The following is a 25,850-nucleotide window of genomic DNA, read 5'->3' as shown; positions in this document are numbered from 1 at the left end:
CGTCAGACGGCGGCGATCTTGGAACACGCGGAAACCTGCAAGAGCGACTTGGGGCGTGCGTGTCCGTCACAGGGGGCTTCCCAGTTGGAAGATCCCCGGACTTGCAACGGGAGACAAAAGACATGAAGAAGTATGTGTTGTCCGGTCTGGTGCTTGCCGCCGGGCTGGCCTTCAGCGCCTCCGCGCAGGCTGATGTCATCATCGGTGTTGCCGGTCCGCTCACGGGTCCGAATGCCGCTTTCGGCGCGCAGCTTCAGAAGGGCGCCGAGCAGGCCGCCAAGGACATCAACGAGGCTGGCGGCATCAACGGCGAGATGATCAAGCTCGAGTTCGGCGACGACGTCTCCGATCCCAAGCAGGGCGTTTCGGTGGCCAACAAGTTCGTCGGCGACGGCGTGACCTTCGTTGACGGCCACTTCAACTCGGGCGTTTCGATCCCGGCTTCGGAAGTCTATGCTGAGAACGGCATCTTCCAGATCACCCCGGCCTCGACCAACCCGCAGTTCACCGAGCGCGGCCTGTGGAACACCTTCCGTACCTGCGGCCGTGACGATCAGCAGGGCGCGGTGGCCGGTGCCTATATCGCCGAGAACTTCAAGGACACGCCCGTTGCCGTGATCCACGACAAGACGCCTTACGGCCAGGGCCTTGCAGACGAGACCAAGAAGGCGATGAATGCCGCCGGCATCACCGAGGTGATGTATGAAGGCATCAACATCGGCGACAAGGACTTCTCGGCTCTCATCTCCAAGATGAAGGCCGCCAACGTCGGCGTCATCTACTACGGCGGCCTGCACACCGAAGCCGGCCTCATCGTCCGCCAGGCGGCCGACCAGGGCCTCAAGGCCGTGCTGATGTCGGGCGACGGCATCACCTCCGACGAGTTCGCCGCCATCGGCGGCCCGGCCGTCGAAGGCACGCTGATGACCTTCGCGCCCGATCCGCGCAAGAACCCGTCCGCGCAGGACGTCGTCAAGAAGTTCCGCGACGCGGGCTTCGAGCCGGAGGCCTACACGCTCTACTCCTACGCTGCCATCCAGATCATCGCCGAAGGCGCCAAGGGTGCCGGTTCGGTCGATCCGCAGGCGGTTGCCGAGGAACTGAAGAAGGGCAATGCCTACGACACCGTCATCGGCAAGCTCTCCTACAACGAGAAGGGTGACATCACCCGCCCGGACTACGTCATGTACGTCTGGAAGAAGAACGACGAAGGCAAGATCACCTACACCGAGCTGCAGTGATCGACGTTCACCTTCGTGGCTGACATTGAGGCCCGCCCCTTGCAAAGGGGCGGGCTTTGCTTTTCGATCGGGCCAGTCATTTTCATGAGGGCGGCGTGAGTCTCCTTCGCAGGAATTGAGGATAGTCCGTGAGACGCATTGGCCTTGCCCTTCTGGCGCTCCTTCTGGCTCACGCCCAGGCATTGGCCGAAGTGCGGATTGCCGTGGTCGGTCCGCTCAACGGATCATTCGGCGAAATCGGCCGCTCCATGGAAGCGGGCGTGACGTCGGAGGCCGCGAAATTCGGCGATATTCTGGGCGAAAGCATCAGCGTGGAGAGCTACAACGACGGGTGCGATGCGGCCAAGGCAGAGGCCATCGCCAACCAGCTCGTCGGCCGGCAGGTGAATCTGGTGGTCGGGCATGTCTGCTCGCTGGCCTCGATCGCTGCCTCCAGGATTTATGCGGCGAACGGCATCATTGAGATTTCTCCGGCCTCGATCTCGCCGAAATTCACGGACGAGCGGGCGGGCGACACCATCTTCCGCCTTGCGCCGCGCGCCGATACTCAGGGCACCTTCCTCGGGACCTATCTGGCGCAGACGTACAAGGGCCAGAACGTCGCCTTTCTTTCCGACAGCTCGACCTACGGCAAGGATCTCGCCGACAGGGCGCTCGCCGCCTTTCGAGCGGCCGGCGGCGAACCGTCGATGATCGAGACCTATGATTCGGGCGAGCGCAGCTATGCCCGGCTGGCGGCCAAGCTGGCGGCGGACGGAATAGAGGTCCTCTTCATCGGCGGCTACCACGGCGATATTTCGCAGATCGGCTTCGATCTGGCCGCCGTGGGACCGCTGCCGGTCATCGTCGGCGGCGATACGCTGATGCTCGACGACTATCCCGCGCTCGGCAAGGCTGTCGCCGAGCATACGATCTTCTCCGCGCCGGAGGGGCTCATCGGCGACAGCGAGGGGCCGGACCTCTATTTCCTGCGCGCCGCGGCTGCCGTCGACATCTTCGAGGCCGCTGCCGAGCAGGCCGGTAGCCTGGACGCGGAAAAAGTCGCAGCCGCAATTGCCCGGAGCCGCTTCGATACGGCGATCGGATCCGTCTCCTTTGACGAAAAGGGGGATGCCCTTCAGCCCGGCTATGCGCTTTACACTTGGAAGGACGGACGGATCGTCCCATCTAGCTGAACAGCACGCCCTCCTTCTGCCTCTTTGAGTTTTGTCTTATGACCGATTCCCAGTATGACCTTCCCACCAGCATCGACGAGACCCTGAGCCTGCTCGGGCGGTCCGGCTATATCGCCGACCGTTCGCTGGCGACGGTGCTCTATCTGGCCCTTGCCATGAAGCGGCCCCTGTTCCTGGAGGGCGAGGCCGGTGTCGGCAAGACGGAGATCGCCAAGGTGCTGGCGCAGGAGCTTGGCCGACCGCTGATCCGCCTGCAGTGTTACGAGGGTCTCGACGTCTCAAGCGCGGTCTATGAGTGGAACTATGCCGCGCAGATGGTCGAGATCAGGCTGGTCGAGGCGACCGGCGCCATGGACAAGGATAGCCTTTCGGAGGACGTCTTCTCCGAGCGCTTCCTGATCAAGCGCGCCGTCCTGCAGGCGCTGGAGCCGACCATCGAAGGGCGGGCGCCCGTGCTTCTCATCGACGAACTCGACCGCGCGGACGAGGCCTTCGAGGCCTATCTTCTGGAGGCGCTCTCCGATTTCCAGGTGACGATCCCCGAGATCGGGACGATCCGGGCGAAGGAGCCGCCCATCGTGATCGTCACCACCAACCGCACGCGCGAGATCCACGACGCGCTGAAGCGGCGCTGCCTCTATCACTGGGTCGACTATCCCAACGCGGAACGCGAGCTTGCCATCGTGCGGGGCAAGGTTCCGGGTGCGGCGGAGCGGCTTTCGGCGGAAGTGGTCGGCTTCGTGCAGCATCTGAGGCAGATGGAACTCTTCAAGGCGCCGGGTGTCGCCGAAACGCTCGACTGGGCGACGGCACTTGCCGAACTGGACCAGATCGCGCTTGATCCCGACACGGTTTCCGACACGCTCGGCGTTCTTCTCAAATACCAGGACGACATTGCGCGCGTGCGTGGTTCCGAAGCGGCTCGGATCGTCGACGAGATGCGCCGCAAGGCGGCGGTGGGCTGAACCATGTCTGAGGACGGGATGGAGACGGGCGCTGCCGCCCGGCCGGAGGGCCGGATCGTCGACAATATCGTCTATTTTGCCCGCGTCCTGCGCGATGCCGGACTGCCGGTCGGCCCGGCAATGGTGATCGACGCGGTCGAGGCCGTCGAGGTCGCGGGGCTGCGCCAGCGCGAGGACCTCTACTGGACGCTGCATGCGGTCTTCGTGAAGAAGCGCGAGCATCGTGTCGTCTTTCATGAAGCGTTCGAGACCTTCTGGCGGACGCGGGGGCTCGTCGAGAAGATGCTCGCGATGCTCTCGCCCGTGGCGCCCGCGCGCCGGCCGCCGGAGAAGCCCAAGGCGGGTGCCGCACGCGTCGCGAAGGCGCTTTTCAGTGAGAACGAGCGCTCGCAGACCCTCGAGGAGCCGGATCTTGAGATCGACGCCCGGCTGACGATGTCAGCCCGCGAGATCCTCCAGACCAAGGACTTCGCGCAAATGAGCGCGGAAGAGATTGCCGCCGCCAAGGACGAAATCCGCAAGCTGGTGCTGCCGGCCGACAGGGTCAGGACGCGCCGGCGCATGCTCTCCCATCGCGGCTCGCGCATCGATCCGCGCCAAACGCTGCGAGCGGCTATGCGCAGTGGCGGCGATTTCATCCCGCTGAAATTCTCCGTGCCGCGCGAGGTCTATCCGCCTCTCGTCGCGCTCATCGATATTTCGGGTTCGATGAGCCAGTATTCCCGCCTGTTCCTGCATTTCCTGCATGCGATGACCGAGCGGCGCCGGCGCGTGCACACCTTTCTTTTCGGTACGCGGCTGACCAACGTCACGCGGCAACTGACCCTCAAGGATCCGGATGTGGCTCTTGAGGCCTGTTCGCAGAGCGTTGTCGACTGGTCTGGCGGCACGCGGATCGCCGACAACCTGGCGAGCTTCAACCGGCTCTGGTCGCGCCGGGTGCTGTCGCAAGGGGCGACCGTGCTGCTGATCACCGATGGGCTGGAACGGGACAGTTCCGAGGATCTGTCGCTGCAGATGGACCGCCTGCACCGCTCCTGCCGGCGGCTCATCTGGCTCAATCCGCTCCTGCGTTTCGAAGGCTTCGAAGCCCGGGCCGGCGGCATCCGCTCGATGCTGCCCTATGTGGACGAGTTCCGCGCCGTGCACTCGCTGGAGGCCGTCAGAGATCTGGTCGAGGCCCTCGGCGAGCGCCCCGCCGAAAGCCGGGATCCCAAGTCCTGGCTGTCCCATGTCGCGTGACGCCGCGGCATCGCTTGCCGGCGGCTGGCACGGTCTCTTCAGCGAAGGGCGCACCGGCTCGACCTTCATGCTGTGCCTCGGCGTCGCGCTCTACGCATTCAACGACTTCGTCGTCATCACGACGATGCCGACCGCCGTGGTTGAACTTGGCGCGCCGGCGCTGATCAGCCTGTCCTTTTCCATATTCCTGGTCGCGGCCATCGTTGGCGGATCGGTCGGCGGCCTGATGAAGCAGCGCTTCGGGGCGCGTTCGGCGCTGCTGCTGACGGCGGGCCTCATCGCCTGCGGATCGCTGATGACATCGGTTGCCGTCAGCATGGAAATGGTGCTCGCCGGCCGCATCTTCACCGGTTTCGGCGAGGGCGTCGTCGCTGCAATCTGCTATGCGCTGATCCCGGAATTCTATCCGCCATCCCTTGTCGCCAAGGTTTTCGGCGCGGAGGCGGTCGTCTGGGCTCTGGCGGCGTTCCTGGGGCCGTTGCTCGGCGGCATCCTGACGGAGGTGATCTCCTGGCGCGTGGCCTTTCTCGTCAATGTGCCGCTCATCATCATCTTTGCCGTCTTCGTCATTCAGAAGGTGAAGCCGGAATCCGGCGCCGAAAGGGTCACCGAACGGGTGCCATTGGGGCGGCTGATGATGGTCACGGCCTCCATTCTCGCGGTCAGCTTTGCCGGCACCACGACCGAGACGTGGATCATCATTCCGCTGCTTGCTTTCGCGTTTCTCGGCCTCTTTGCGACATTCTCGGCCGACCGATCCAAGGACGTCCGTCTCTTTCCCAAGGGCGCGTTCGTTCTCGGCGCGCCGCTTGGGGCGATCTTCTGGGTCGCCCTGCTGATGCCGATCGGGCAGGCGACCGTTTCGGTCTATATCGCCCTGATGATGCAGCATGTCTTCGGTTACGACCCGTCGGAGGCGGGATTTGTCGCCGCGATCCTCGCGCTTTCCTGGAGCGGAACGGCAATCGTCGTGGCGACGGTCGTGCGCGAGCATCTGGCACTCACCATGGTCCGTCTCGGGCCGCTGGTGATGGCGCTCGGTCTTGTTGCGACATCGTTCGGCATCTGGACCGGTCTTGCCGGATGGGTCTTTCTCGGCCAGGTGTTCGTCGGGGGCGGCTTCGGGCTCAACTGGGCCTTCCTGTCGCATCATGTCATGACGGTGGCGGCTCCCGGCGAGCGGGATCTCGCCTCGGGCCTGCTGCCGACCGTCCAGTCGGCCGGCTATGCGCTCGGTGCGGCGCTGGCAGGCCTGACGGCGGCGGTCTATGGCCTTGGCGACAGCGTTGCGGCCGTCGATCTGAAAGGCGCCGCTGTCTGGATTTTCGGCATCGGGTCGGTTATGGGATTGGCCGCCTTTGCGATCTCCTTTTCGATCTCCGCATTGCCGGCGGCGGACGGACGGTCTGGCAGCACTCAAGTCTGATCGCTGCTAACATATTGTTCCGACATCATAAAATTCGTAATCCGTTAAAATATTCCTGTGACTCTGCTTCTGTCATTGTCTTTAATGACTCGTGTCCCCCTTGGTGCGGGAGCGCTGGAGTGGAACTGCTCTTCGGACCAGGGGTGCGCCGGAACAGGATCGCTTTGAAGCGGGGCCTCCCGATCGCCGATCATGCGCCGGCCGACGCACACAGCAACGGCAAAGGAGCAGGGCATGGTTTCCAGCGATTTCCTTCGTCAGATTGACGGCTACGGTTTGACGACTGCCAAGATTCTCTATCGCCTTCCCGATTTTCCGGCGATCCTGCAAAGCTATGTCTGGCAGCACTACGACCTTGCACCGGAATTTCCCGAACTGCGCCGTTTCCTCGATTTCTGGCAGGAAAAGCTGGAAGGCCCACTGCATTCCGTGCAGGTCGGCCACAAGCGCCTGATCGGCCCCAATGAATGGCGGGCGTTCGACGCGGACTACATGCTGCACTGATCCCGGTCCCTGTAGCGCTCAACGATGCACCGCGCCCGTGGCGAGGCGGCCTTGCCGCGGCGAGGGCGCGTTGCTCTGGTATTCCTGCCTGTGGATGGCTATTTCAAAGACAGGTCCCTTCCAGCCGCATCGGCTGGTAAGGGGCTTGGCCAACATCAGGCAGGAGAGCGGTATGAATATCGGCGCGGCCGCCGAACAGTCCGGTCTGCCGGCGAAAACCATCCGGTATTATGAAGATATCGGGCTGATATCGCCCGCGCGGCGCAACAACGGCTATCGTGACTATGGCGAGGACGACGTCCACAAGCTGCGGTTCCTGCACCGCGCGCGCGGGCTCGGCTTTTCCATCGAGGACTGCCGGCAACTGCTGTCGCTCTACGAGGATCGCTCGCGGGCCAGCGCCGACGTGAAGTCGCTGGCCCTTGCCCGCATTACCGATATCGAGGCCAAGATGGCGGAGCTGTCGGCCATGCGCCAGACGCTCAAGCGTCTGGTCTCGGCTTGCCACGGGGACAATCGTCCCGACTGTCCGATCCTCGACGACATCGCGTCGGGCTGAGGGTCATGGGATCGGGGCGCAAAGGATCGGGGCGCAAATTTCTTCCGCTCTATATCGGCATCATGATTGCCGGGATTGCGATCGTCTCCCTGCAAAGGGCTCTTCACCGACAGGAGCCTTCCGCACCTTCGGCGCCCGAGATCGAGGTGAGCGGACCGGTCGTCGTACCCCCGCGCCTCAATGAGCAGCAGAAGCTCGGGGCGCTGGCCTTCGCGCAGGCCTGCTCCGACTGCCATGGACTGACCCTGACCGGGCGCGCAACCGGGCCCTCGCTGCTTGTCGACCGCTACCGCGTCATGCCTGATGACGACTACCGCCGTGCGGTGGAGCGCGGCGCTGAGGCAACGCAGGGGGGCTGGTTGCCGATGCCGCCCATTCAGGGTCTTTCCCCCGGGCAGGTGGATGCCATAATCGCCTATGTGCGGCGCATGCAGGCGGTCAATCCCAATCCCTCGCTCCAGCAGTGACGCCGAATCTCACCCCTGATAGGGCGGACGCGGGATATTCTGGTGCGCCTTGCGCAGGGCGGCCGACCAGCGCTCCCTGAGGTCGTGGTAATAGGGTTCGCCCGCCTCGATCCTGTAGAGGATGTCATGCTTGATGGCATCACGGCGTACGGTGATGAAGTCGATGGGCATGCCGACGCCGAGATTGGAGCGCATGGTCGAATCCATCGAGATGAGCCCGATCTTCAGCGCATCTTCCATGCAGGTGTTGAAGGTGATGGCGCGGTCGAGGATCGGCTTGCCGTATTTGTGCTCACCGATCTGGAGATAGGGTGTGTCCTCGGTTGCCTCGATGAAATTGCCTGCCCGGTAGATCATGAAGAGGCGCAGGCGTCCGCCGGCGGTCTGGCCGCCGAGAAGCAGGGACACCTCGAAACTGGAGCCGTTCTGTTCCAGCGACGGTCCGTCGACGCGGTAGACCTCGCGCACGGCCTGGCCGAGGAACTGGGCGGTGCGGAACATTGACGGCTGGGTCCAGATCGTCTCGATCGGGCCATCGGGATCGGGCTTGAAGCCCTCCTGGATCAGGGACAGGATCGCCTGGGTCACCGCCAGATTGCCGGCGCTCGCAACGGCGACCATGCGTTCGCCGGGGCGCTCAAAGACATGCAGCTTGCGGAAGGTCGCAACATTGTCGAGCCCGGCGTTGGTGCGCGTGTCACCGATCATCACGAGCCCCTCCTTGACGAGGATGCCGACACAATACGTCATGATGCGTGCGCTTCTCCAGCCGATGCCCATTCCGTCTCGACAGGAGCCGGATTCGCCGCGCAGATTATGGCGCTCATCTGCATTAGCGGAAGATGAAATTCGTCTCTGGAAAGGACAGATAATTTCGCCGGGCGATTGAGAGTGGCCGAAATCGTCAAGAAATTAGCCGGCGAATTAAATAGGGTGATTTCGTTACCCGGCAAAATCAGCGCAGGCGGGCGATTGTCACATGGCTGGCGGCGTGACTGTCGCCGAGCCCCGTGGACGAGCCGCGCAGCGGGCAGGCTCCAAGCCAGTCGAGGCCGCAGGCGACGCGCATGTAGGCGTCGGTCGGGCAGCGATCCAGCAGGGGATCGAAGCCGACCCAGCCAAGATCCTCGATATAGCATTCGGCCCAGCTCCGGCTGCCGCGTCCGGGGTGTTCCTCGTCGTACATGTAGCCGGACACGAGCCGGGACGGCAGATCCATGAGGCGCGAGGCGGTCACGAAGACATGGGCGGCATCGGTCGACGAGGCCTTGCCGTCGGCAAGGACCTTGGCTGCCGGCGCGACATCGGCCGGATTGGCCATCTCGTCGGCGTCTTCCAGTTTGCCGGCCAGCAGCCCCATCAGGGCATGAGCCCGCTCGAGCGGCGTTTCGGCCTCTTTCGTTGCGGTCTCGGCAAGCTCCGTGATCGCCTCGTCCGCATCCGTCAGGGGGGTGGTGCGCAGGTAGAGGCCGAGCGGCAGCTTGCGGGGGCTGCGCTCGACAACGCCGTTGGTGTCATCAACGTCGAGATCGCCGGAGGCGATCACGGTCACGCTCTCGACCGGGCCATCCAGCGTGAAGATGTGCGAGTGGTTGACGAAGCTGTCGGTGAACTTCTCGATCGTGCAGTCATGATCGACCGTGATGCGCCAGTCGCGCACATACTGGCCGCCGTGGGTGCGCGGGCTCAGCCGCAGCTTCTGGAGCACGTAGCTTGCGGGCTTGGTGAAGGTGGTCGTGATCTCGTGGGTCACGCTGAATCGCATCGACATTCGAAATCACCCCAGATACTGCTCGCCGATTGCCATGCCGAGCTTGCTGTTCTCGGCGATGAACTCCTCCAGGAAGCCATCGAGGCCGGACTTGGTGAGGGCGGCCATGTCGGCCTCTTCCAGACGGCTGAGCATCGTGCGCGCCGCTCGCTGGCTCTTGCCGTGCCGCCCGTAGTCGCGCGCCAGGTTGTCGAGGAAGCGGGTGATGTTCTCGTAGCAGCTCGCCAGCGAGCGCGGCATCTCCTCGCGCATGATCATGAGATCGGCGACGAGGTGAGGCCTCAGGCTCTCGCGGTAGACCCAGTGATAGCTCGTCAGCGACGAGACGGAGCGCAGGATGGAGGAGAGCTGGTAGTATTCCAGGCTGCCGCTCACCGTCTCGTGGCTTTCGTCGAAGAGATGGCTGCGGCTCTTCAGCAGACGGGCGGAGAAATCGGCGCGCTCGATATAGGAGCCGAGACGCAGGAAATAGTAGCTGTCGTTGCGCAGCATCGTCCGGTAGGCGGAGCCGTCGAAGCGCAGCGAGGCTTCCTTGACGAAATTGAGGAACGTGCCGAGTTCCTGGCGCGACATGCCACCATTGCGATAGCGCTTCAGTTCCAGCCAGGTGGAGTTGATGCTTTCCCAGACGTCGATCGTCAGTGCCGTGCGGACCGAGCGGGCATTGTTGCGCGCCATTTCGAAGCAGGAGCGGATCGACGACGGGTTTTCAGGTGAAAAGGCCAGGAAATCGATGACGGCGGAGGGCGTCGCCAGACTCGGATTGCCGTCGAAGGCGCCGGCGCAGCCCGTTGCCTCGACGGCGGTCAGCCATTCGTTCCGATCGACGGAATTGCCGTTCGGAACCGAGGCCAGCCGGGAGGCGGTTTCCAGGATTCTTGCCGCGTTTTCGGCGCGCTCCATGTAGCGGGCAAGCCAGAAAAGATTGTCGGCGTGGCGACTCAACAGCATTGTTTTTCTCCGGTCACGACCTTCGCGGCTTGCTTATTCCTGGCTTTGCGATTGCGGCGGCGCAGCCTTGCCGTTTTCCTCGATCACCCAGGTATCCTTGGTTCCTCCGCCCTGGCTGGAGTTGACGACCAGCGAGCCTTCCTTCAGGGCCACGCGCGTGAGGCCTCCCGGTACGATGCGGACGCGGTCGGCGCCGGAGAGAACGAAAGGGCGAAGGTCGACGTGGCGCGGGGCAATGCCCTCGCCGACGAAGGTCGGGCAGCTGGAAAGCGCCAGCGTCGGCTGGGCGATGAAGTCGTCCGGCGCGCTCTTGAGCTTGGCGGCGAATTTCTCGATCGTTGCCTTATCCGACTTCGGGCCGACGAGCATGCCGTAGCCGCCGGAGCCGTGGACTTCCTTGACCACGAGTTCGGAGAGGTGCTCGAGCACGTATTTGAGCGAATCCGGCTCGCGGCAGCGCCAGGTCGGGACGTTCTTCAGGATCGGCTCCTCGCCGAGATAGAAGCGAACGATGTCCGGCATGTAGGTGTAGACGGCCTTGTCGTCGGCGACGCCGGTGCCGACGGCGTTGGCGAGCGTCACGTTGCCGGCGCGATAGGCGCTGATCAGGCCGGGCACGCCCAGCATCGAATCCGGCCGGAAGGCGAGGGGGTCGAGGAAGTCGTCGTCGAGACGGCGATAGATGACGTCGACGCGCTTCGGCCCCTGGGTCGTGCGCATGTAGACGACGTTGTCCTTGACGAAGAGGTCGCGGCCCTCGACGAGTTCGACGCCGAGACGGTCGGCGAGGAAGGAATGCTCGTAATAGGCGCTGTTGAAGGGGCCGGGGGTCAAGAGAGCGACCGTCGGCTCGGCCGGCGCCGAATAGGGCGCGACGGAGCGCAGGGTCGCGAGCAGTTCGTCGGGATAGTTCTCGACCGGCCGGATCTGGTGATCGGCGAAGAGGTCCGGGAACAGCCGCATCATGACGTCGCGGTTTTCCAGCATGTAGGACACGCCGGAGGGGGTGCGCGCGTTGTCCTCCAGGACGTAGAAGTCCTGGTCGTCGGTGCGGATGATGTCGATGCCGGCGATCTGGACGAAGATATCGTGCGGCAGCTTGAAGCCGACCATCTCGGGCTGGAAGGCCGGGTTCTGGTAGATGAGATCCGGGGGGATGATGCCAGCCTTGATGACTTCCCCTTTGCCGTAGACATCAGCAAGGAACATGTTCAGCGCCTTGACGCGCTGGACGAGGCCTTTCGACATCTTCTGCCACTCGGACCCGGTCAGGACACGCGGCACGATATCGAAGGGGATGATGCGCTCCTCCGCGGCGGCGTCGCCATAGACTGCGAAGGTGATGCCGACACGGCGGAAGAGAAATTCGGCTTCCTGTTGTCGCTGCTTCAAGAAGGCTGGGTCTGAATTCTCGAGCCAGGGTTTGATCATCTCGTACGCGGGCCTGCACGCCCCGTCGATGCCGGACATCTCGTCGAACACCGATCCTGCCATCCCCTGCCTCCTGATTGGCGACCGCCCCGGGTTCAGCCCGGCTGACGCAACGCCAAGGTACGAGTTGTTGGAACCAGGCCGAAGTCTCCGGCGAAGGAGCCTCCAGTCGGTGGTCTCCGATCGTCGCCCGCCTGCCGGCCAAATGCCGAACCGCTGGCGATACTTTCTCGATCGGTGACCGCCCGGCCTCGTTGCCGCTCGGCAACGGGGCCGTGATCAGTGTCTATTCTAACCGGCAAAACATGATCGGACGCAAGGGCTCCGATTAGGCATTCGGATATTTGTTTTTTCGGACTTTTTTTCGAAGTTGCCTTGCATTTGTGCGTCTTCGTCTCCCGATCAGCCTGTTTTTTCGTCGGGTAATGCCTGCGTTTATATCAGTTGCAGCCCCTTCAGACTCGCGTGTCCCTCACGCCCGACGATGATGTGGTCGTGGACCGAAATGCCGAGCGGCTTGGCGACATCGATGATCTGCTTGGTCATCTGGATGTCCGCGCGCGACGGCGTCGGGTCGCCCGAAGGATGGTTATGAACAAGAATGAGCGCCGTGGCGGAAAGTTCCAGCGCGCGTTTGACCACCTCGCGCGGATAGACCGGTGTGTGGTCGACCGTTCCGACCTGCTGCACCTCGTCGACGATGAGGGCATTCTTCTTGTCGAGAAAGAGGATGCGGAACTGCTCCTTCTCCTCGAAGATCATTGCCGTGCGGCAGTAGTCGATGACGCTCGACCACGAACTCAGCACGGTCCGGCCCTTGAGTTCGCCTCGAATCATGCGCTGGGTGGCGGCGTGCATCAGCTTCAGATCGGTGACCACCGCGTCACCGACCCCGGGGATCGATTTCAGCCGCTGTTCCGGCGCGCCGAGAACCTGGGCGAAGGATCCGAAGGCCTGCAAGAGCGCCTTGGCGATCGGCTTTGTGTCCTGGCGGGGGATCGAGCGAAAGAGCAGCAGTTCCAGCAGCTCGTAATCGGCAATGGCGTCGGCGCCGTGCTCTCGAAAGCGGGCCCTCAGGCGATCACGGTGACCGTGATAGTGCGGCAGGTTGGTCTTGCCGCTGTCGTCGAAGCCGCTCATCCTCTCTCCATGGCCGGGCTGTTGCCTTCGATCGGACGGGGCCGCCATTGGCACCGCGTCGCCCGCAAACGGGCTCGGACACCGATTCTGCGGCCTTCCGGGAGAGCTTACCGTGCAGCCGGGGCGGTCGGCTTGTCGAGCCCCTTTGGCGAGAGCGTGAAGATTTCGCAGCCGGTTTCCGTCACGCCGACGGAATGCTCGAACTGGGCCGACAGCGAGCGGTCGCGCGTCACGGCGGTCCAGCCGTCGGAGAGCACCTTCACATGCGGCCGGCCGAGATTGACCATCGGTTCGATGGTGAAGATCATGCCGGGCTTCAGCTCCACGCCGCTGCCGGGGCGCCCGTAGTGAAGGATGTTGGGCGCGTCGTGGAACAGCTGGCCGACGCCATGGCCGCAGAAATCCTGAACCACGGAGCAGCGCTCGCCCTCGACATAGGTCTGGATCGCGGCGCCGATGTCGCCGGTCGTGTTGCCGGGCTTGACCGCCTTGATGCCGCGAAGGAGCGATTCATAGGTGACGTCGATCAACCGCTCGGATGCACGCTTCAGGCCGCCGACGGCATACATGCGGCTGGCGTCGCCATGCCAGCCGTCGACGATCAGCGTGACGTCGATGTTGACGATGTCGCCGTCACGCAGGGGCTTGTCGTTGGGAATGCCGTGGCAGACCACGTGGTTGATCGAGGTACAGGTGTATTTGGTGTAGCCGCGATAGTTGAGCGTTGCCGGCAGGGCGTTGTTCTTCAGGGCGAAGTCGCGCACGAAATCGTCGATGACCTGGGTCGGAAGGCCGGGTTCCACGACATCGACGAGCGCATCGAGGCATTCGGCGACGAGACGGCCAGCCCGGTGCATGCCGGCGAAGCCCTCGGCCCCATAGAGCCTGATGCTGCCGGTGTTGCGAAGCGGAGCTGCTTCTGCGGTGACGTAGCTGACCATCAATAACCTCTTGGCGATTTTCGAAATGCGCATCCGGCCTCAACGCGGACGCGCAATCCTCAATTCATCTTGCACCGGCCGTCCTGACAACGGACTTCGGCGTCGCATCGACCTGATCCGGGACGCATTCTACTGAATGGGAAGCAGGCTGGCATTCTGCAAGAGTTCGCGTTCTTTCGGACATTTCGGCGATTGCCGGAAAGGAGACCCCGCTGCCAGCCGCAAACCCCAGCAACAAACTAACGTATCTTCACCAGCCTTGCCTTATAAAGCCATTTCGAAAGCTTTGCATGCAAATGATGGCCCTTTCCGCTCCGTTGCGGAGAAACGCGTATGTCATCCGCCACGAAGACTTGCGCAGAGCCGCGTTGCTTGCGCCATCGTGCCTGCAAGCGGGAAGCACAGGCAATGCCCGGACGGTTGCTCTCAGACGCTCGGGACGACGAAGTCGAGGCGTGTGGACGCCCTGATTTCCTCGGGCGTGATGTCGCAGCGGTAGATCAGTGTCTCGACGCCGCGTTCGGTCGCCTCGGCGAAGGCTTTCGCGTATGCCTTGTCGATGTCGTCGGCGAGCTTGAAGAGCGTGCAGTCCGTCCGCTGGACCAGAAAGACCATCACGGCGCGCCGGCCCGCCTCGACCATGTCGGCGAGTTCATAAAGATGCTTGGCGCCGCGGCTCGTGACGCTGTCCGGAAACTCGGCGATCCCCTTGTCGCGCATCAGGTGGACGTTTTTCACCTCCACATAGGTGTCGGGCTTGTCTGGCGACGTCAAGAGGATGTCGACGCGGCTGTTCTTGCCGTATTTCACCTCGCGGCGCAGGGTCTCGTATCCGGCGAGTTCGGCGATCGTTCCGTCGAGAATCGCATCGGCGACGAGGCCGTTGGGATGAGCGGTGTTGATGCCGACAAGACCACCATCCGCCTCCATGATTTCCCAGGAATAGGGCAGCTTGCGCTTGGGATCGTCCGACTTCGACAGATAGACCAGCGAGCCGGGCGTATTCAGCCCGAGCATGGAGCCGGGGTTGGCGCAATGGGCCGTGATGGCCTCGCCGCTGTCCAGGATAACATCGGCAAGGAAGCGCTTGTATCGCTTGACGAGTTGGCCGCGAACGAGCGGTTTTGAAAAGCGCATGTGATCGACCCCGATGGACGGTGGAGTGAAGTCTGGACGGGCGGGCTTGTCGTCGGCGGCGTGGCTCTCCGCGTCCGATGCGCTAGGGTTTAGAACCAGAAGGCGCGCAAAGGCAAATCGGATTTGCGCGTCGTGCGCACCCGGTTCGTCAGGCGCCGGAGATTTCCCCCGTGCGATGGCGGATGCGGAAGCCAAGCAGGACGGACGAACTCAGGACGCCGGCAAGGATGGCCCAAAGGAGCCCTTTCGGTCCCCAGTCGAGGCTGACGGTCAGGCCGTAGGCGAGGGGGACGGCGAAGACCCAGAAGGCGAGCGCCTGGAGGACGAGCGGCCACCAGGTGTCGCCCATGCCGCGCAGGACCCCAAGGCAGACGCCCATCAGCGCATCGAAGACAACGAGAATGCCGGCAATGCCGAGGGTCGTCAGCAGGATGGCGATGACTTGCGGGTCCGACGTCAGCAGCGGTGCGACGGCTGGCGCCAGGAAGGCCATGATCGCGCCGTTGATGGCAGCCGTCAGAACGCCGAGAGCGATGGCGCTGCCGGCCGCGCGAATGGCATCGCCGGTCCGCCCGGCGCCGAGCGCCCTGGCGATCCGGATCGAGGCCGCGCCGGCATAGCCGACCGCCGTCATGAAGGAGAAGGTGATCGCCGTCATGGCGGCCTGATGGACGGCAAGTGTGAGCGGGGCGGCGAGCCCTGCGATGATCGTTACGGCGCTGAAGGCGGCGCTCTCGATCCCCTGAACGAGGCCCAATGGCAGCCCGAGGCGGCGAAAGGCCCGGTTGTCCTCCGAGCCGAGATTGCGAAGCAGGGCGCCGATGCGGCGGATGGCCGGGAAGAGGCCGAACGGATCGCCGTTGCGCCGGGCATGGCGGACAAGCCACGCCATCGCGGCGACAAGCATGAATCCACGCGCGATGGAGGAGGTGCCGACGGCGACCGCGGCGTTGCCTTCGCCGAACAGGCCGAAAGCGTCGTTGACGAAGACAAGATCGAAACCGATGTTGATCGCGTTGCCGGCAAGAATGATGGCGGTGACGACCACCGGACGGCCGATCGTCTCGATGACCATGCTGACGCCGACAAAGGCCATGAAGGCCGGCGCACCCCAGAAGAAGGCCATGGCGGTCTCGCCCGCGGTCCGCGCCAACGCCGGATCCTGCCCCATCAGCACGAACACGTCTTCAGAGAACCAGGCAACGGGCAGCGAGAGAACCGCGTAGGCGAAGCCATGCAGGGAGGCCATCAGGACGATCTCGCCGAGGCGATCGGGGCGGTTGGCCGCAAGTGTCCGCGCCGCGATCAGCACCGTGGCCTGCAGGGCGCCGATCATCAGCAGCATGGCCGTCATCTGCGGCGCGAGCCCGAGCCCGAGACCCGCCAGTTGCAGGGCGTCCACATGTCCGACGGCCAGCAGATCCGTCGTGATTAGCAGCGTGTAGCCGGCGCGCGACAGCACGATGGGTAGCGCCAGGGCCAGTGTCTCCGACACGTGCCGGCGCAGGGTCGCGGGCTCCTCGATGGAAGCGGCAAGAGAGATGGAGGGGGCGTGCAAGGCGGAAGCGATCCTTCGGCAGATCTGTCTTGTTGTTCGTTGCGGGCGTTTATCAGCAGAACCGGTCGACGGGAAGGCCAAAGCCCGGTCCGATGCTGTGGCCGGTCACGCGGCGGCCGGGACTTGCCCCGAGTGGATGGCGAAGATCTCGACAGGCGCAGATGTTGTGAGTACATGTGCTGCCCGGTGTCCATCGCGGCAAAGCCTGCCGTGTAATCCTTGTGGCGGCGGAAACGCCTGTGGCAGACGGGTGAACAGGTGACCAGCGTCCAAAACGACCAAAGCGCGGATATTGCGGACGCCTCGGCGACGGTGCCGACGGCGGGTGTGCTGGTCATCGGCGACGAGATCCTGTCCGGCCGCACGCTCGACACCAATTCCGGCACGATCGCCGCATGGCTGACGGAACTCGGCATCGATCTGAAGGAAATGCGGGTCGTCTCCGACGACATGGACGCGATCGTCGAGGCGGTCAACGCCTTGCGCAGCCGCTATACCTATGTGTTCACGACCGGCGGGATCGGACCGACCCACGACGACATCACGGCGGATTCGATAGCCAAGGCCTTCGGGGTCGGCATCGACGTCGATCCGAGGGCGCGGGCCATCCTTGCCACCAACTACGCCCGGCCGGAGGACCTGACGCCCGCCCGGCTGCGCATGGCGCGCATTCCGGACGGCGCCGATCTCATCGACAATCCGATCTCGAAGGCTCCCGGTTTCCGCATCGGCAACGTGCATGTCATGGCCGGCGTTCCGAAGATCATGGAAGCGATGCTGATTTCCATCGAGCCGACGCTGGCCGGTGGCAGTAAGATGCTTTCGGAGACGATCGAATGCCCGTTTCCGGAAGGAACGATCGGCGACCCGCTCGCGGCCGTTCAGGCGGCGCATCCCGGTGTTTCCATCGGCAGCTACCCGCGCTATGTCGACACGGGTTATTTTACTCTCCTGGTGGTGCGATCGCGCGATTCCGCAGCACTTGCTGCGGCCGCGAACGCGGTCCGGGCGATGATCGAGGATTTGTCGCGCGCAAGAGCATCGAAGGCCGGCGGGGCGGCCGCAACCTGACAGACGGGGCTTGAAGACATGAGCGAAGACCACGCGGGCCAGCCGAAGGCTTTTCCGGTTTCCTGGGACCAGTTCCACCGCGATGCGCGCGCGCTCGCCTGGCGGCTGTCGGGGCAGGGCGAATGGAGCGCCATCGTCTGCATCACGCGCGGCGGCCTTGTGCCGGCGGCGATCGTGGCCCGCGAGCTCGGCATCCGCGTCATCGAGACCGTCGGGGTTGCCTCGTACCACGAGTACAAGGAGCAAGGTTCGCTGCAGGTGCTGAAGCCTGTCGATCCGGAAATCATCAAGCTCGGCGAAGGCGGCGGTTCGCAGGTCCTGATCATCGACGATCTGGTCGACACCGGCGCGACGGCGAGGGTCGTGCGCGAAATGCTGCCGAAGGCGCATTTTGCCACCGTCTACGCCAAGCCGAAGGGGCGTCCGCTGGTCGATACCTTCGTCACCGAGGTCAGCCAGGATACGTGGATCTATTTCCCCTGGGACATGGGCCTCACGTTCCAGCCGCCGATCAACCAGGGTGCCTTCGGCTGACCCTCGGCTTCAGGCCGCGCAGGCCTCCATCTGCTGCATCTACGCCCGGTTGCCGTTGCACCGCGTGATGGCCGCCTTGCCGCAACCTTGAGCGTCATCTTGCGCAATTCCAAGTTTACATTGCGTGCGAGAGCGGGCAATGGATGGCCCGTGACAGTTGGTGCTTCAGGCATGGATGCCTCGGGTCGGGCTCCTGAAATGGCCGCTTGCCGAAATTGGTAGACGGAAGGCACTTAAAATGCCTCGGGCTATGCCCGTGCGGGTTCGAGTCCCGCAGCGGCCACCACCTCTTTCTCGATCAACGTTTTGCCCAGTGGATGCGCGAAAAATCGCATCCGCAATTCGTTCGCGATTTCCTTGTCACGGCTGCATTGAAGCCGGCCGACGCGGTTGAGCTTCAGCAGGGGGCGCAGCAAGGCCTGCTTCCGGTCTTCGCGCCTCAGCGGCGCTCCACTTGCAGGGCCTGACTTTTTTGCGGTTTTTCTGCCCGCTCCAGCACTCTGGACGATGGGCAATCTGGAGGATGGGCCGGGCATCCGCTCCGGTGGGCGCGGTTCAAGCCGTCATCCAGCGATGACCGAGGAAGGCCGGGTATTGAGCATTTGGGGGTTCTTGCTGTTTGTCGCCGTCACCATCTGAAGGCGGCGGTTCGTCGGGCGGTGGCCGTCCGAGATCAATCGGCTTGGCGTCTGCGTCGTCGCGATCGTCGACGAAGGTCATCTGCGCGCATTCCCCCATATGCTCGGCAGCACCAGCTACCAAGGGCCTTGAACACAAGCAGGCTCATCGGCTCCCTCAGGCTGCCTTCGTGCGATGTCGCTTCCGGCAGGAGTGAGCAGCCCGAGGGGTGATTGTGCGCCGCAGCATGACAATTTCAAGGCCAAACGGGCCGGCAGCTCATTTTCAGCTGCCGCGACCGGGGATTTTTGACTGTCCTGAGGGAATCAGAGGCTTTCGAGCAACTGGAACATGGTGCTGCCGCCAAAGAAGCCTGTGAGATTGACGGGCCAACGCCTTCCGTCGGCAGTCACCAGAAAGACATTCGGTGTGTGAAGTGGCGCGGGTATCTCCTCGGCCGACTGCAAAAACCCGAGGGCGTCGAGCTTTCCGTCGGCCCTTCGGCTGAGGTCGATCCTGTAGTCGACATCGACAGCGCCGCAGGTCCACTGCAGGCGGCCGCATCCCTCGATCGAGTTTTCGTCGTCCGCCATTTCTCTTGTCCTCTCACGCCATACCAGCAGGCTCCAGAGAGGATTGTTATAGTGTATTTCTTTCTGAAACGTTCAGGTTGTAGAAATTCAAAAAATCGACGTCACGGTTTCAGCGGCGAGCTGGCCGCCTGGGCCGCGTCTGGCCTGAGGCGGCAGGCATTGGCGCCGTTTTCCGAACTGCCATCTCCGGCCTCGGCTTCCTCATGCACACGCTCGGGCACGACCTTTCGCAAGCCCCGATCGCTGCGGAAGCCGTCCGACGCGCGAGGCGAATGCTTGCCGTCGCGGAGGGCGCCTGAGTGCCGACATCACGCCGCCGGGCAGGAACCGCGATGCGGTCAGGAGGTGTCGCCTGCGTTCTCCGGGCAGCGTGCTCGGTGTGATTGCGGAATTCAATCAGTCTCATTTTCAGATGATTGATCTGATTTTGTTGGCAGTTTCGCCAGCAAGAATCCTCAATCTCACAAAATCAGAACGCCTGCGCTGGACGAATTATCTTGCTGACCTAAACTATTATCGGAGGTTGTATTGATGATTTCAAAGAAATTGAAATCATCCTGCGATTTGGGGAGTCGCTTATTGAATATTTTAGTTGTCGATGACGACCTCATCGTCAGAAACGCCATCCGAGCGACGCTGATGCTCGAAGGTCACGAGGTCAAGACGGCAAGCAACGGGCTTGAGGGTCTGCTGCTGTTCGATGACCATCGGTTCGATCTGGCCATCCTCGATATCTTCATGCCGGAAATGGAAGGCATCGAGACGCTGCGTCATTTGCGCGAGCGCACCCCGAACACGAAGGTTCTCGCTATCTCGGGGGCGGGGCGAGGGCTGCCTTCCGGATATGCTGGCGACGATCGGCCGGATTATCTGAACTTTGCCGTCGCTCTTGGCGCGACGTCCGCCCTCGCCAAGCCGTTCAGCGCTTCGGAACTCATCGACGCCATCGACAAGTGCATGGATTCCGGGCGTGGAGAGGGAAGCCTTGCGCCCGAGGGAGTGCATCGTCAGACGGCATGAGCGATGGTGGAGCGCTGCCGTCCCCGAACGGCGGCCTCATCGTGCGTGCCGGGAGTGGAGGTTGGCAGCGTGCAATTGCTGCATGCGGGCTGCGTGCGAATCCCGTAAAAATACGTAGGCGAATCGAGTCGCCCGCAGCGCTCTTGCAGGCTGGGCTCGGAACGCGTTCGCGCTTGTCCATCACCCTGGCCTCCAACGGGAACAGGTCCTCCGGACGGACGCGATATCGTGTTTCAACCTGTCCGGCAGGACTCAGCCGCCCAGGTCGGGATGAGCGGCCACGAAAGGAGATGCAATGGGCCTGTGGTGGCGATTGACGGCGGCGATGGCGATGCTCGTCGTGATCACGGCTGGCATCATCGGCTTCATCGGCTTCCGGACGCTTGAGTCAACGGTCTACCCGCGTGCGCTGGCCCGGCTCAACGATCAGGCCCGCTTCATCGCCGGAAATCTTGACATGGCCGCCGAACAGGCGCGTGGCGACATTCTCGCCAAGGCGACCACGCCGGCCGTCGCTGGGATCGTTCGGGCCAGCGCGAATGGCGGTATCGATCCTGAAACCGGTCACAGCCTGGATACCTGGCGCCGCATGCTGGCCGACGATCTCACCGGAGAACTGACGGCCAAGCCCAATTATCTGCAATACCGGTTGATCGGAGTTGCCGGCGACGGCCGGGAGATTGTCCGCGTCGAACGCGGCACCGGAGAAAAGGCGGTCATTGTCATTCGCGACGAAGACCTCCAGTCAAAGGGCGACAGAGACTATTTTCTCTCCACGATCGGACTGCAGGCCGGCGCGATCGCTGTCTCGCGGATCGAACTCAACCGGGAGCATGGCGAGGTGATGGTCCCCCATACGCCCGTTCTCCGGTTGTCGACGCCGATCCTGGAAGCGTCCGGCCGTCCATTCGGGATCCTGATCATCAATATCGACATGCGGAGCGTTTTCGATGCGCAACGTGGTGCGCTCGGGCCCCAGCGTGAGCTTTTCGTCACGAATGCCGAGGGCGACTATCTGGTCGCCCCGGAAGGGCGGGAAGAATTTGCCTTCGAATTCGGACGGCAATCGCGCATTCAAGACGATTTTGCCGCGATCGGGCCTGTGCTCGACAATCAGCAGCCTCTTGCGGCCATCGTGACCCGTTCGGATGGTCAGGAGTATGCGGTTGCCGCCGTGCCTCAGATCATCGGTTCGGTTCATCCAATCGTCGTCGTCGACGCGGTGCCGAAGGAGGTGTTCGCGGACATCACCCTGGCGCCCGCCGTCTCGAGTCTGAAGGGCGCGCTCTTCGTCATCTTGCCTGCGGTTCTGGCCGCGGCTTTTCTCGCCCGATCGCTGACCCGGCCGCTGTCGCGCATCACCAATGCGGCGGAAGGGCTGGCGGAGGGCCGGTTGACGGAAGTCCCGACCGACGCCGGCGGCGAAATTGGCGTGCTGGCGCGCGCCTTCGACGCCATGCAGCAGGAGACGGCGCAGAAGACGGCGGCCCTGTCGAAGGAGGTCGAGGAGCATCGCGCGACGATCGGTGCGCTCAGGAGGAAATCGGAGCAGGAAAGCCTCTTGAGTGCGGCGGTCGAGTCTTCGGAAGACGCCATTGTCCTTCTCGACCTTGACGGCAGGATCACCCACTGGAACCCGGCCTGCCAACGGCTTTACGGCTATTCGGCGGACGAGGTTCTCGGCCAGACGCTGCGGTTCCTCACTCCGCCCGACCGGGTCCATGAAAGCGATCTTGAACTGGAGTCCATTCGCGAGGGTGCCTCGATCGACAACCTGGAGACAATCCGGCTTGCCAAGTCCGGCGCCGAAATCAACGTCCAGGTGAGTGTCTGGCCGGTCCGGCTCACCTCCGGGGAACTGATCGGCGCGGCAAAGCTAACGCGCGACATGACCTACCGGCGGCAGGAGGAGGAGCGGTTCCGCCTGGCCATCGAAGCGAGCCCGAGCGGCATGGTGATGACGGATGCCGAGGGGCTCATCGTTCTCGTCAATGCCGAGACGGAGCGGCTCTTTGGCTTTAGCCGCGAGGAGCTGATCGGCCAGCGGGTGGAGACGCTGCTGCCTGCCGAAAAGCGCAGTGACCATCCAGCCTTGAGGCACGGCTATCTCAAGCATCCGGGACGGCGGAACATGGGCGTCGGCCGCGATCTCTACGCCTGCCACAAGAACGGGAGCGAATTTCCCGTCGAGGTCGGGCTCAATCCCATCCAGACGCAAGGCGGAATGATGATCCTCGCCGTGATCATCGACATCACCGAACGCAAGCGCGCGGAGGAGGCGATCGAGGCCACCACGATGGACCTGCGGCGGTCCAACGCCGAGTTGGAACAATTCGCCTATATCGCCGCGCACGACCTGCAGGAGCCGCTGCGCATGGTGGCAAGCTATACCGAGCTTCTCTCCCAGCGTTATTCGGGGCAGCTTGACGAACGAGCCGACAAATACATCGACTATGCGGTCGACGGCGCCAAGCGGATGAAACTGCTGATCAGCGATCTGCTTGTCTATTCACGCGTCGGCACGCAAGGCAAGCCGCCCGAGCCGGTCGAATCCGGTCGGATCGTTGAAACAGTCGTCCACAGCATGCAGTCCATGATCGAGGATGCCGGGGCCACGGTCCACTATGCCGACCTGCCGCTGGTCGAAGCCGATCAGGTCCAGCTTGGCCAGCTGTTTCAAAATCTCATCAGCAACGCCATCAAGTTTCGCCGGGACGAGCCGCCGCGCGTTGAGATCCGCACAGAGCGGCGGGACGGCGGCTGGCTCTTCGTTGTTGCCGACAACGGTATCGGCATGGATTCGAAATATTCGGATCGCATCTTCCAGATGTTCCAAAGGCTGCACGAGCGTGGGCGGTATCCGGGAAGCGGCATCGGGCTTGCGATCACGAAGAAGATCGTGGAGCGTCATGGAGGACGCATCTGGTTCGAGTCGAAAGAGGGTGAGGGAACGACGTTTTACTTCACGCTCAACCGCGTCGAGAGGGGAAGTTCATGAAAGTGCCTATCCACGTTCTTCTTGTGGAGGACAATCCGGCCGATGCCGATTTGACCCGCGAAACGCTGGAAATGAGCAAACTTCACGTCATCCTGTCGACGGCTATCGATGGCGTGGAGGGTTTGAGATTCCTCCGCTGTGAAGGCGAATTCGCCAACGCGCAGTCGCCCGACCTGATTCTGCTGGATCTCAATCTGCCGAGGCTCGACGGGCGGCAATTCCTGGCGCAAGTGCGGGCGGATCCCAAGCTCTGCGCCATTCCTGTCGTCGTGCTGACATCGTCGGAGGCGGAAAAGGACATCGTGCAGAGCTATTCGCTCGGGGCCAATTGCTATGTCTCCAAGCCGGTCGATCTGGCGGCTTTCCAGTCCATCGTCCGGTCGATCGAAGGGTTCTGGTTCACGGTGGTCAAATTGCCGCCTGCGCCGAACTGCGGCGCTTGAGGGTCTGGGCCGGCCCTGGTCTGAGATAGGTAGCCCGTGTTGTGTGCAGTTTTTGGGTGTCTGCAAGATTGTTGACGGTTACCTCCCGATCGGCCGTCCCGGTCAGGGGTCAAGAACACAAGAACAAGGTATCCTGGCATGCCATCCATTCCCACCTACCGGCTGCTGCTGGTGGAAGACAACCCGGGTGACGCCGAACTGACCGCAGAATGGCTGAGCGATCTGCGTGATTTCCATCTGGAGATCGCGTCGGTCTACTCGCTGGGCAGTGCGCAGGAGATGCTGCGGAACGATCTGTTCGACGGCGTGCTCCTCGACCTCAATCTGCCGGATTCGACCGGAACGGAAACGCTGGCCGGATTGATGCCTGCCGCGGGCGATGTGCCCGTCATCGTCTTCTCGGGGCTGACCGCCAATCCGGACCTGGCGCTGGAACTGGAGGAACTCGGGGCGGCCGATGTCCTGTCGAAGAACGAGACCAACCCGCGACTGCTGGCGCATGTCGTGCGCTCGATGCTGCGCCGTGCAAGTGCGGAGCGGCTGCATCGGCAGTTCGAGAGCCTTCTTGGACGTTTGCCCGATGCCGTTCTTGTGACAGACGGCGCCGGCATCGTGCAGTTCGCCAATCCGGCTGCGCTGGATCTCCTCGGCGTTTCTTATCAGGATCTGATGGGCAACCGGGCCGGGCTGCCCGAACCGGAAGGAGCAACGGGCGAAATCGAACTGCCCCGGGGAGCCGACCGGCGCATCTGCGAGATGCGTGTCGTCGAATGCAGCTGGAACCGACGGCCCGCCCATCTTGCGATGATCCGCGATGTCACCGAGCAGCGCAGCCTGGGAGAACAGTTGCGCCAGGCGCAGAAGATGGAGGCCCTTGGACTCCTTTCCGGCGGCATCGCGCATGACTTCAACAATCTGCTTCTCGTCATCATGCTCTATGCCGACATCATCAAGCGGTCGGCTGCCGGACGCGAGTTGCGCAACGAGATCAGCGAAATCGGGCAGGCGATCGAACGAGCACGGTCCATGACGCGGCAATTGCTGACGTTCGCCCGGCGCCAGCCCGCGGAAGCCGGTGTCGTCAACCTGGTCGATATCGTCGAGGAGACGGCCAAGCTTCTGCGAAGGACACTGCCGGCCAATATCGAGGTTCTGATCCACGGCGAGCCGGATATCTGGCCGGTGGTTCTGGACCGTGGGCAAGTCGAGCAGGTCCTGATGAATCTGGCGATCAATGCGCGTGACGTCTTGCCGGACGGCGGCCGCATCGAGTTCTCCATCGCCAATGAAGAAGCCAACGGCAGCGAGGGGGAGGACAGGACCGGCGGTGATGTCGTCCTGCGCGTTGCCGACAATGGCAGCGGCATACCGCCGGATATCCTTCCGCGCATCTTCGAGCCGTTCTTCACCACAAAGTCGAGAGAGCATGGAACGGGGCTCGGCCTTGCGAACTGCTATGCGATCGTCACCCAGGCGGGCGGCCGGATTGCGGTCGACAGCCGCGTCGGCGAGGGAACGACCTTCACCATCCGGTTTCCCCGGATCCATCCGGAAACACAGCGCGAGCCGGCGGCAACAGAGCAGGGCGGCGCGGTCTGCCCCTGCGAGGGGACCATCCTGCTGGTCGATGACGATGCGGCGGTTGCAAGGGCGGCGTGCGCCGTGCTGGAGAGCGAGGGCTATACTGTCATTTGCGCCGTGACGGGCGAGGACGGACTGGAGGCAGCGCTGACGCATGCCGGGAAGATCGATCTTGTGCTGACGGATGTCGTCATGCCGCGAATGAGCGGCCCGGACATGGCGAAGCGGCTGAGGGAAGCCGGTGTAAGCATCCCCATCCTGTTCATGACCGGCTACAGCGACCATGCGATCCTGCAACAGGGTGGCAAGGCTCAACTGGATGGCCATGCCGTGATCCTGAAGCCATTCCAGCCGACGGATCTGCTGTCCGCCGTTCAAAGACTGATGGGGCAGGGCGAACGAGTGCGGCTATCCGGATAAAACCGCATGGACCGCAAGTAATCTGTGAACAACCAATTGTCGAATGCCTGCAGCCGCCGTGTAA

The 25,850-nt window shown here is 63.2% G+C and carries 25 protein-coding genes and 1 tRNA gene; 15 read left to right on the top strand and 11 right to left on the bottom strand.

Features of this window, described 5'->3' with window-relative positions; translation table 11 throughout:
• Positions 1 to 122: 122 nt before the first annotated feature.
• The 8 genes from HDIA_RS12865 to HDIA_RS12830 all read left to right on the top strand — a co-directional run bounded on the left by HDIA_RS12865 (position 123) and on the right by HDIA_RS12830 (position 7,579).
• Positions 123 to 1,241 (top strand): branched-chain amino acid ABC transporter substrate-binding protein, encoded by a 1,119-nt coding sequence (locus tag HDIA_RS12865; protein ID WP_099556532.1) that lies wholly within the window; start codon positions 123 to 125, stop codon positions 1,239 to 1,241.
• A 128-nt stretch (positions 1,242 to 1,369) separates the two neighbouring features.
• Positions 1,370 to 2,416, top strand: a complete 1,047-nt coding sequence (locus HDIA_RS12860; protein ID WP_099556531.1) for a branched-chain amino acid ABC transporter substrate-binding protein — start codon at positions 1,370 to 1,372, stop codon at positions 2,414 to 2,416.
• A 38-nt stretch (positions 2,417 to 2,454) separates the two neighbouring features.
• Positions 2,455 to 3,381, top strand: a complete 927-nt coding sequence (locus tag HDIA_RS12855) for an AAA family ATPase (protein WP_099556530.1) — start codon at positions 2,455 to 2,457, stop codon at positions 3,379 to 3,381.
• A 3-nt stretch (positions 3,382 to 3,384) separates the two neighbouring features.
• A complete protein-coding gene (locus HDIA_RS12850; protein ID WP_099556529.1) occupies positions 3,385 to 4,623 on the top strand; it encodes a vWA domain-containing protein in 1,239 nt (412 codons plus the stop codon).
• The gene (locus HDIA_RS12845) at positions 4,613 to 6,049 is read left to right on the top strand and encodes an MFS transporter (protein WP_099556528.1); all 1,437 of its coding nucleotides are present in this window, start codon (positions 4,613 to 4,615) and stop codon (positions 6,047 to 6,049) included. Before HDIA_RS12850 ends, HDIA_RS12845 begins: the two co-directional genes overlap by 11 nt.
• A 234-nt stretch (positions 6,050 to 6,283) precedes the next feature.
• The gene (locus HDIA_RS12840; protein ID WP_099556527.1) at positions 6,284 to 6,553 is read left to right on the top strand and encodes an usg protein; all 270 of its coding nucleotides are present in this window, start codon (positions 6,284 to 6,286) and stop codon (positions 6,551 to 6,553) included.
• A 172-nt stretch (positions 6,554 to 6,725) separates the two neighbouring features.
• The gene (gene cueR / locus HDIA_RS12835) at positions 6,726 to 7,112 is read left to right on the top strand and encodes a Cu(I)-responsive transcriptional regulator (protein ID WP_099556526.1); all 387 of its coding nucleotides are present in this window, start codon (positions 6,726 to 6,728) and stop codon (positions 7,110 to 7,112) included.
• 5 nt (positions 7,113 to 7,117) lie between these two features.
• The gene (locus HDIA_RS12830; RefSeq protein WP_099556525.1) at positions 7,118 to 7,579 is read left to right on the top strand and encodes a c-type cytochrome; all 462 of its coding nucleotides are present in this window, start codon (positions 7,118 to 7,120) and stop codon (positions 7,577 to 7,579) included.
• 9 nt (positions 7,580 to 7,588) lie between these two features.
• On the opposite strand, the gene HDIA_RS12825 is transcribed toward HDIA_RS12830, so the two are convergent.
• The 8 genes from HDIA_RS12825 to HDIA_RS12790 all read right to left on the bottom strand — a co-directional run bounded on the left by HDIA_RS12825 (position 7,589) and on the right by HDIA_RS12790 (position 16,508).
• Positions 7,589 to 8,329 (bottom strand): proteasome-type protease, encoded by a 741-nt coding sequence (locus HDIA_RS12825; protein WP_099558877.1) that lies wholly within the window; start codon positions 8,327 to 8,329, stop codon positions 7,589 to 7,591.
• A 205-nt stretch (positions 8,330 to 8,534) separates the two neighbouring features.
• Positions 8,535 to 9,350: a transglutaminase family protein gene (locus HDIA_RS12820; RefSeq protein ID WP_099556524.1), complete on the bottom strand. Its 816-nt coding sequence runs from the start codon at positions 9,348 to 9,350 to the stop codon at positions 8,535 to 8,537.
• Positions 9,351 to 9,356: 6 nt separating this feature from the next.
• Entirely contained in the window at positions 9,357 to 10,298 is a 942-nt protein-coding gene (locus HDIA_RS12815) for an alpha-E domain-containing protein (RefSeq protein WP_099558876.1), read from the bottom strand.
• A gap of 36 nt (positions 10,299 to 10,334) precedes the next feature.
• Positions 10,335 to 11,795 carry a circularly permuted type 2 ATP-grasp protein gene (locus HDIA_RS12810; RefSeq protein ID WP_099556523.1) on the bottom strand — a complete coding sequence of 487 codons (1,461 nt, stop codon included), beginning with the start codon at positions 11,793 to 11,795 and terminating at the stop codon, positions 10,335 to 10,337.
• Between the two features lie 372 nt (positions 11,796 to 12,167).
• A complete protein-coding gene (gene radC / locus HDIA_RS12805; RefSeq protein WP_099556522.1) occupies positions 12,168 to 12,872 on the bottom strand; it encodes a RadC family protein in 705 nt (234 codons plus the stop codon).
• 107 nt (positions 12,873 to 12,979) lie between these two features.
• Positions 12,980 to 13,813, bottom strand: a complete 834-nt coding sequence (gene map, locus HDIA_RS12800) for a type I methionyl aminopeptidase (protein ID WP_099556521.1) — start codon at positions 13,811 to 13,813, stop codon at positions 12,980 to 12,982.
• 426 nt (positions 13,814 to 14,239) lie between these two features.
• Positions 14,240 to 14,950 (bottom strand): DNA/RNA nuclease SfsA, encoded by a 711-nt coding sequence (gene sfsA / locus HDIA_RS12795; RefSeq protein WP_099556520.1) that lies wholly within the window; start codon positions 14,948 to 14,950, stop codon positions 14,240 to 14,242.
• A gap of 148 nt (positions 14,951 to 15,098) precedes the next feature.
• A complete protein-coding gene (locus tag HDIA_RS12790; protein WP_157775588.1) occupies positions 15,099 to 16,508 on the bottom strand; it encodes an MATE family efflux transporter in 1,410 nt (469 codons plus the stop codon).
• A gap of 258 nt (positions 16,509 to 16,766) precedes the next feature.
• On the opposite strand from HDIA_RS12790, the gene HDIA_RS12785 reads away from it, so the two are divergent.
• The 3 genes from HDIA_RS12785 to HDIA_RS12775 all read left to right on the top strand — a co-directional run bounded on the left by HDIA_RS12785 (position 16,767) and on the right by HDIA_RS12775 (position 18,399).
• The gene (locus HDIA_RS12785; RefSeq protein WP_425432898.1) at positions 16,767 to 17,579 is read left to right on the top strand and encodes a competence/damage-inducible protein A; all 813 of its coding nucleotides are present in this window, start codon (positions 16,767 to 16,769) and stop codon (positions 17,577 to 17,579) included.
• A gap of 18 nt (positions 17,580 to 17,597) precedes the next feature.
• Positions 17,598 to 18,113: a xanthine phosphoribosyltransferase gene (gene gpt / locus HDIA_RS12780; RefSeq protein WP_099556518.1), complete on the top strand. Its 516-nt coding sequence runs from the start codon at positions 17,598 to 17,600 to the stop codon at positions 18,111 to 18,113.
• 200 nt (positions 18,114 to 18,313) lie between these two features.
• Positions 18,314 to 18,399 (top strand) — tRNA-Leu (locus HDIA_RS12775).
• Here HDIA_RS12775 and HDIA_RS25360 read toward each other — a convergent pair.
• The 3 genes from HDIA_RS25360 to HDIA_RS12770 all read right to left on the bottom strand — a co-directional run bounded on the left by HDIA_RS25360 (position 18,362) and on the right by HDIA_RS12770 (position 19,324).
• Positions 18,362 to 18,529, bottom strand: coding sequence for a hypothetical protein (locus tag HDIA_RS25360; protein WP_157775585.1), 168 nt, complete (start codon positions 18,527 to 18,529; stop codon positions 18,362 to 18,364). The genes HDIA_RS12775 and HDIA_RS25360 overlap by 38 nt on opposite strands.
• A gap of 139 nt (positions 18,530 to 18,668) precedes the next feature.
• Positions 18,669 to 18,833 (bottom strand): hypothetical protein, encoded by a 165-nt coding sequence (locus HDIA_RS25355; protein WP_157775582.1) that lies wholly within the window; start codon positions 18,831 to 18,833, stop codon positions 18,669 to 18,671.
• 224 nt (positions 18,834 to 19,057) lie between these two features.
• Complete coding sequence (locus HDIA_RS12770) at positions 19,058 to 19,324, bottom strand: hypothetical protein (protein ID WP_099556517.1); 267 nt, start codon at positions 19,322 to 19,324, stop codon at positions 19,058 to 19,060.
• 531 nt (positions 19,325 to 19,855) lie between these two features.
• Between HDIA_RS12770 and HDIA_RS12765 the strand changes: the two genes are divergently transcribed.
• The 4 genes from HDIA_RS12765 to HDIA_RS12750 all read left to right on the top strand — a co-directional run bounded on the left by HDIA_RS12765 (position 19,856) and on the right by HDIA_RS12750 (position 25,786).
• Positions 19,856 to 20,344: a response regulator gene (locus tag HDIA_RS12765; protein ID WP_099556516.1), complete on the top strand. Its 489-nt coding sequence runs from the start codon at positions 19,856 to 19,858 to the stop codon at positions 20,342 to 20,344.
• Between the two features lie 295 nt (positions 20,345 to 20,639).
• Positions 20,640 to 23,342 (top strand): PAS domain S-box protein, encoded by a 2,703-nt coding sequence (locus HDIA_RS12760; protein ID WP_099556515.1) that lies wholly within the window; start codon positions 20,640 to 20,642, stop codon positions 23,340 to 23,342.
• Positions 23,339 to 23,785, top strand: a complete 447-nt coding sequence (locus HDIA_RS12755) for a response regulator (protein ID WP_099556514.1) — start codon at positions 23,339 to 23,341, stop codon at positions 23,783 to 23,785. The genes HDIA_RS12760 and HDIA_RS12755 overlap by 4 nt, the downstream gene beginning before the upstream one ends.
• Positions 23,786 to 23,923: 138 nt before the next feature.
• Positions 23,924 to 25,786 (top strand): hybrid sensor histidine kinase/response regulator, encoded by a 1,863-nt coding sequence (locus HDIA_RS12750; RefSeq protein ID WP_099556513.1) that lies wholly within the window; start codon positions 23,924 to 23,926, stop codon positions 25,784 to 25,786.
• Positions 25,787 to 25,850: the final 64 nt, after the last annotated feature.

It is taken from the genome of Hartmannibacter diazotrophicus (genome assembly GCF_900231165.1).
Lineage (GTDB): Bacteria > Pseudomonadota > Alphaproteobacteria > Rhizobiales > Pleomorphomonadaceae > Hartmannibacter > Hartmannibacter diazotrophicus.
This window is presented reverse-complemented; position numbering and strand designations above follow the sequence as displayed.

Bases quoted from the DNA above. Each gene is read 5' to 3' on its own strand.
- sfsA (WP_099556520.1), bottom strand. From the start codon at position 14,950: ATGCGCTTTTCAAAACCGCTCGTTCGCGGCCAACTCGTCAAGCGATAC.
- cueR (WP_099556526.1), top strand. From the start codon at position 6,726: ATGAATATCGGCGCGGCCGCCGAACAGTCCGGTCTGCCGGCGAAAACC.
- radC (WP_099556522.1), bottom strand. From the start codon at position 12,872: ATGAGCGGCTTCGACGACAGCGGCAAGACCAACCTGCCGCACTATCAC.
- HDIA_RS12765 (WP_099556516.1), top strand. From the start codon at position 19,856: ATGATTTCAAAGAAATTGAAATCATCCTGCGATTTGGGGAGTCGCTTA.
- HDIA_RS12825 (WP_099558877.1), bottom strand. From the start codon at position 8,329: ATGACGTATTGTGTCGGCATCCTCGTCAAGGAGGGGCTCGTGATGATC.
- HDIA_RS12855 (WP_099556530.1), top strand. From the start codon at position 2,455: ATGACCGATTCCCAGTATGACCTTCCCACCAGCATCGACGAGACCCTG.
- HDIA_RS12810 (WP_099556523.1), bottom strand. From the start codon at position 11,795: ATGGCAGGATCGGTGTTCGACGAGATGTCCGGCATCGACGGGGCGTGC.
- HDIA_RS12865 (WP_099556532.1), top strand. From the start codon at position 123: ATGAAGAAGTATGTGTTGTCCGGTCTGGTGCTTGCCGCCGGGCTGGCC.
- HDIA_RS12830 (WP_099556525.1), top strand. From the start codon at position 7,118: ATGGGATCGGGGCGCAAAGGATCGGGGCGCAAATTTCTTCCGCTCTAT.
- HDIA_RS12760 (WP_099556515.1), top strand. From the start codon at position 20,640: ATGGGCCTGTGGTGGCGATTGACGGCGGCGATGGCGATGCTCGTCGTG.
- HDIA_RS12750 (WP_099556513.1), top strand. From the start codon at position 23,924: ATGCCATCCATTCCCACCTACCGGCTGCTGCTGGTGGAAGACAACCCG.
- HDIA_RS12840 (WP_099556527.1), top strand. From the start codon at position 6,284: ATGGTTTCCAGCGATTTCCTTCGTCAGATTGACGGCTACGGTTTGACG.
- HDIA_RS12770 (WP_099556517.1), bottom strand. From the start codon at position 19,324: ATGGCGGACGACGAAAACTCGATCGAGGGATGCGGCCGCCTGCAGTGG.
- HDIA_RS12820 (WP_099556524.1), bottom strand. From the start codon at position 9,350: ATGTCGATGCGATTCAGCGTGACCCACGAGATCACGACCACCTTCACC.
- HDIA_RS12850 (WP_099556529.1), top strand. From the start codon at position 3,385: ATGTCTGAGGACGGGATGGAGACGGGCGCTGCCGCCCGGCCGGAGGGC.
- HDIA_RS12755 (WP_099556514.1), top strand. From the start codon at position 23,339: ATGAAAGTGCCTATCCACGTTCTTCTTGTGGAGGACAATCCGGCCGAT.
- HDIA_RS12845 (WP_099556528.1), top strand. From the start codon at position 4,613: ATGTCGCGTGACGCCGCGGCATCGCTTGCCGGCGGCTGGCACGGTCTC.
- gpt (WP_099556518.1), top strand. From the start codon at position 17,598: ATGAGCGAAGACCACGCGGGCCAGCCGAAGGCTTTTCCGGTTTCCTGG.
- HDIA_RS25355 (WP_157775582.1), bottom strand. From the start codon at position 18,833: ATGACCTTCGTCGACGATCGCGACGACGCAGACGCCAAGCCGATTGAT.
- map (WP_099556521.1), bottom strand. From the start codon at position 13,813: ATGGTCAGCTACGTCACCGCAGAAGCAGCTCCGCTTCGCAACACCGGC.